The following is a 5,360-nucleotide window of genomic DNA, read 5'->3' as shown; positions in this document are numbered from 1 at the left end:
GATCGTTTCTTGATAACTCAACAGCGTGTCGAGTGATTGATGCCAGATTTTTTGTTTGGTTGATGTTGACGAAGTTTTATCTTCTGTTGATTTCAGCTGGGATTGGATTTTGCAAGTTTTTTTGGAGAGTTTGATCCTGGCTCAGGACGAACGCTGGCGGCGTGCTTAACACATGCAAGTCGAACGATGATGCTCACAGCTTGCTGTGGGTGGATTAGTGGCGAACGGGTGAGTAACACGTGAGTAACCTGCCTTTCACTCTGGGATAAGCCTTGGAAACGGGGTCTAATACTGGATATGACTCACCGTCGCATGGTGGTGGGTGGAAAGCCTTTACGGGTGGTGGATGATGGACTCGCGGACTATCAGCTTGTTGGTGGGGTTGTGGCCTACCAAGGCGATGACGGTTAGCCGGCCTGAGAGGGTGACCGGCCACATTGGGACTGAGACACGGCCCAGACTCCTACGGGAGGCAGCAGTGGGGAATATTGCACAATGGGCGAAAGCCTGATGCAGCGACGCCGCGTGGGGGATGAAGGCCTTCGGGTTGTAAACTCCTTTCGCTCGTGACGAAGCCTTTCGGGGTGACGGTAGCGGGAGAAGAAGCACCGGCTAACTACGTGCCAGCAGCCGCGGTAATACGTAGGGTGCGAGCGTTGTCCGGAATTATTGGGCGTAAAGAGCTTGTAGGCGGTTTGTCGCGTCTGCTGTGAAAGCCCGGGGCTTAACTCCGGGTCTGCAGTGGGTACGGGCAGGCTAGAGTGTGGTAGGGGAGACTGGAATTCCTGGTGTAGCGGTGAAATGCGCAGATATCAGGAGGAACACCGATGGCGAAGGCAGGTCTCTGGGCCATTACTGACGCTGAGAAGCGAAAGCATGGGGAGCAAACAGGATTAGATACCCTGGTAGTCCATGCCGTAAACGTTGGGCGCTAGGTGTGGGCCTCATTCCACGAGGTCTGTGCCGTAGCTAACGCATTAAGCGCCCCGCCTGGGGAGTACGGCCGCAAGGCTAAAACTCAAAGGAATTGACGGGGGCCCGCACAAGCGGCGGAGCATGCGGATTAATTCGATGCAACGCGAAGAACCTTACCAAGGCTTGACATACACCAGATCGCAGCAGAGATGTTGTTTCCTTTTGGTTGGTGTACAGGTGGTGCATGGTTGTCGTCAGCTCGTGTCGTGAGATGTTGGGTTAAGTCCCGCAACGAGCGCAACCCTCGTTCCATGTTGCCAGCACGTAATGGTGGGGACTCATGGGAGACTGCCGGGGTCAACTCGGAGGAAGGTGGGGATGAGGTCAAATCATCATGCCCCTTATGTCTTGGGCTTCACGCATGCTACAATGGCTAGTACAGAGGGTTGCGATGCCGCGAGGCGGAGCGAATCCCTTAAAGCTGGTCTCAGTTCGGATTGGGGTCTGCAACTCGACCCCATGAAGTCGGAGTCGCTAGTAATCGCAGATCAGCAACGCTGCGGTGAATACGTTCCCGGGCCTTGTACACACCGCCCGTCAAGTCACGAAAGTTGGTAACACCCGAAGCCCACGGCCTAACCACGTAAGTGGAGGGAGTGGTCGAAGGTGGGATTGGCGATTGGGACTAAGTCGTAACAAGGTAGCCGTACCGGAAGGTGCGGCTGGATCACCTCCTTTCTAAGGAGCAATACACCTGCGGTCGCCGAATGTGTGACCGGGTGTGCTCATGGGTGGAATCATCAATCATGGTGCTGTTGTTCTGGCGCCGTTCGTGTCGTAGTACTACCAACGTTGTTCCCTTCGGGGGCCGGCGGTGGTGTGGAGGCGTGCGAGTGGGCTGGGCGGGAGTGTCGACACGCTGTTGGGGTTATGAGGAAACGATCGTTGTTTTCTCTGGTTAGGTGGCACCTTCAGGTCCGGGCTCCGCAGGTGCGGAGTGCGTGATCGGTTGAGTGTGTGTTGTTTGAGAATTACACAGTGGACGCGAGCATCTTTGTTTTTGTGGCTCAAGTTTTTAAGGGCGCACGGTGGATGCCTTGGCACCAGGAACCGATGAAGGACGTAGGAATCTGCGATAAGCCTCGGGGAGCCGATAACCAGGCTGTGATCCGAGGGTTTCCGAATGGGGGAACCCACCACGAGATATGTCGTGGTACCCACATCTGAACTCATAGGGTGTGTGGAGGGAACGTGGGGAAGTGAAACATCTCAGTACCCACAGGAAGAGAAAACAACATGTGATTCCGTGAGTAGTGGCGAGCGAAAGCGGAAGAGGCTAAACCGTAGTTGTGTGATACCTGTCAGGGGTTGCAGCTGCGGTGTTGTGGGGCCGGTCTTTTTCATCTCTGACAGGATGGAGGACAGTAAAAAATCGCGCGTGTAGGTGAAGCATCTTGAATGGTGCGGCGTAGAGGGTGTGACTCCCGTAACCGAAACATGTGTGACTGTCTGGACTGGTACCCGAGTAGCACGGGGCCCGTGAAATCTCGTGTGAATCTGGCAGGACCACCTGCTAAGCCTAAATATTCCCTGGTGACCGATAGCGGACAAGTACCGTGAGGGAAAGGTGAAAAGTACCCCGGGAGGGGAGTGAAATAGTACCTGAAACCGTGTGCTTACAATCCGTCAAAGCCGACATGTGCGGTGATGGCGTGCCTTTTGAAGAATGAGCCTGCGAGTTAGTGCTCAGTGGCGAGGTTAACCCGTGTGGGGAAGCCGTAGCGAAAGCGAGTCCGAATAGGGCGTTTGAGTCGCTGGGTCTAGACCCGAAGCGGAGTGATCTACCCATGGCCAGGTTGAAGCGCCGGTAAGACGGCGTGGAGGACCGAACCCACTTAGGTTGAAAACTGAGGGGATGAGCTGTGGGTAGGGGTGAAAGGCCAATCAAACTCCGTGATAGCTGGTTCTCCCCGAAATGCATTTAGGTGCAGCGTCACGTGTTTCTTACCGGAGGTAGAGCTACTGGATGGCTGATGGGCCTCACCAGGTTACTGGCGTCAACCAAACTCCGAATGCCGGTAAGTGAGAGCGTGGCAGTGAGACGGCGGGGGATAAGCTTCGTCGTCGAGAGGGAAACAGCCCAGATCACCAGCTAAGGTCCCTAAGCGTGTGCTAAGTGGAAAAGGATGTGGAGTTGCTGTGACAACCAGGAGGTTGGCTTAGAAGCAGCCACCCTTTAAAGAGTGCGTAATAGCTCACTGGTCAAGTGATTCCGCGCCGACAATGTAGCGGGGCTCAAGCACACCACCGAAGCTGTGGCATTCACACAGTCCCCTAGGTACCAGACGTGTTCTGGTGGTTCAGGGGTGTGGATGGGTAGGGGAGCGTCGTGTGGGCAATGAAGCGCCGGGGTGACCCAGGCGTGGAGGCCACACGAGTGAGAATGCAGGCATGAGTAGCGCATGACGGGTGAGAAACCCGTCCGCCGAATAACCAAGGGTTCCAGGGTCAAGCTAATCTGCCCTGGGTAAGTCGGGACCTAAGGCGAGGCCGACAGGCGTAGTCGATGGACATCCGGTTGATATTCCGGAACCGGCGAAGAACCGCCCATATCGAATCAGGGGATGCTAACCATCCGAACTCACCGTTTCGCGTGCGTCACCTTTCGGGGTGGTGTGCGTGTTGTGTGGGGGAGCGTGGGACCCGATCTTGTAGTAGGTAAGCGATGGAGTGACGCAGGAAGGTAGCCTCCGCGTGGCGATGGTTGTCCACGTCTAAAACTGTAGGGAGTGGTGTAGGCAAATCCGCACCACACATATCCTGAGAGTTGATAGTGACCACGAATGTGGGAAGCAGGGTGATCCTATGCTGCCAAGAAAAACTTCTAGCGAGGTTCGAGCCGCCCGTACCCTAAACCGACTCAGGTGGTTAGGTAGAGAATACCAAGGCGATCGAGTGAATCGTGGTTAAGGAATTCGGCAAAATACCCCCGTAACTTCGGGAGAAGGGGGGCCCAATCCTTGAAACCCTTAACGGGTTAGGGGTGAGGGTCGCAGAGACCAGGGAGAAGCGACTGTTTACTAAAAACACAGGTCCGTGCGAAGAAGTAATTCGATGTATACGGACTGACGCCTGCCCGGTGCTGGAACGTTAAGGGGACCGGTCAGTCACTTTGGTGGCGAAGCTGAGAACTTAAGCGCCAGTAAACGGCGGTGGTAACTATAACCATCCTAAGGTAGCGAAATTCCTTGTCGGGTAAGTTCCGACCTGCACGAATGGCGTAACGACTTCTCCACTGTCTCAACCACGAACTCGGCGAAATTGCAGTACGAGTAAAGATGCTCGTTACGCGCAGCAGGACGGAAAGACCCCGGGACCTTTACTATAGCTTGGTATTGGTGTTTGGTACGGTTTGTGCAGGATAGGTGGGAGACTATGAAGCGGGCACGCCAGTGTTCGTGGAGTCATCGTTGAAATACCACTCTGGTCGTTCTGAGCACCTAACTTCGGTCCGTGATCCGGATCAGGGACAGTGCCTGGTGGGTAGTTTAACTGGGGCGGTTGCCTCCTAAAGAGTAACGGAGGCGCCCAAAGGTTCCCTCAGCCTGGTTGGCAATCAGGTTTCGAGTGTAAGTGCACAAGGGAGCTTGACTGTGAGACAGACACGTCGAGCAGAGACGAAAGTCGGGACTAGTGACCCGACGGTGGCTTGTGGAAGCGCCGTCGCTCAACGGATAAAAGGTACCCCGGGGATAACAGGCTGATCTTGCCCAAGAGCTCATATCGACGGCATGGTTTGGCACCTCGATGTCGGCTCGTCGCATCCTGGGGCTGGAGTAGGTCCCAAGGGTTGGGCTGTTCGCCCATTAAAGCGGTACGCGAGCTGGGTTTAGAACGTCGTGAGACAGTTCGGTCCCTATCCGCTGCGCGCGCAGGAAACTTGAGAAGACCTGTCCCTAGTACGAGAGGACCGGGATGGACGAACCTCTGGTATGTCAGTTGTCACGCCAGTGGCACGGCTGATTCGCTACGTTCGGAAGTGATAACCGCTGAAAGCATCTAAGCGGGAAGCACGCTTCAAGATGAGGTTTCCATCACCCCCTCGGGGGTGTGAAGGCACCCAGCTAGACTACTGGGTTGATAGGCCGGATGTGGACACACCGTAAGGTGCGTAGCTGACCGGTACTAATCTGCCGACAACTTGACACCACAACCAAAACTTTAAGAGCTTGCTCGCGTCCACTGTGTGATTCTGGAACAACACACCCACCCCACCACCAACAACACCACCCGCAAAACGGGGTGTGTGGTTGGTGCTGGTGACCACCAAAAGGGTCAATACAGTTCCATAGTGTTACGGCGGTCATAGCGAAGTGGGAAACGCCCGGTCCCATACCGAACCCGGAAGCTAAGCCCTTCAGCGCCGATGGTACTGCACACGGGTG

Annotated in this window: 3 rRNA genes; all 3 read left to right on the top strand. The window is 55.4% G+C overall.

Features of this window, described 5'->3' with window-relative positions:
• Positions 1-118: 118 nt before the first annotated feature.
• Positions 119-1,653: ribosomal RNA gene (locus tag J4030_RS17165) — 16S ribosomal RNA — on the top strand.
• Positions 1,654-1,980: 327 nt separating this feature from the next.
• A 23S ribosomal RNA gene (locus tag J4030_RS17160) occupies positions 1,981-5,124 on the top strand.
• Positions 5,125-5,270: 146 nt separating this feature from the next.
• Positions 5,271-5,360 (top strand): 5S ribosomal RNA (gene rrf / locus J4030_RS17155); the annotation flags it as partial.

This window comes from Allobranchiibius sp. CTAmp26, assembly GCF_017565405.1.
GTDB lineage: Bacteria > Actinomycetota > Actinomycetes > Actinomycetales > Dermatophilaceae > Allobranchiibius.
Note: the sequence above shows the minus strand (reverse complement) of the source record. Positions and strands in the feature narration are given on the sequence as shown.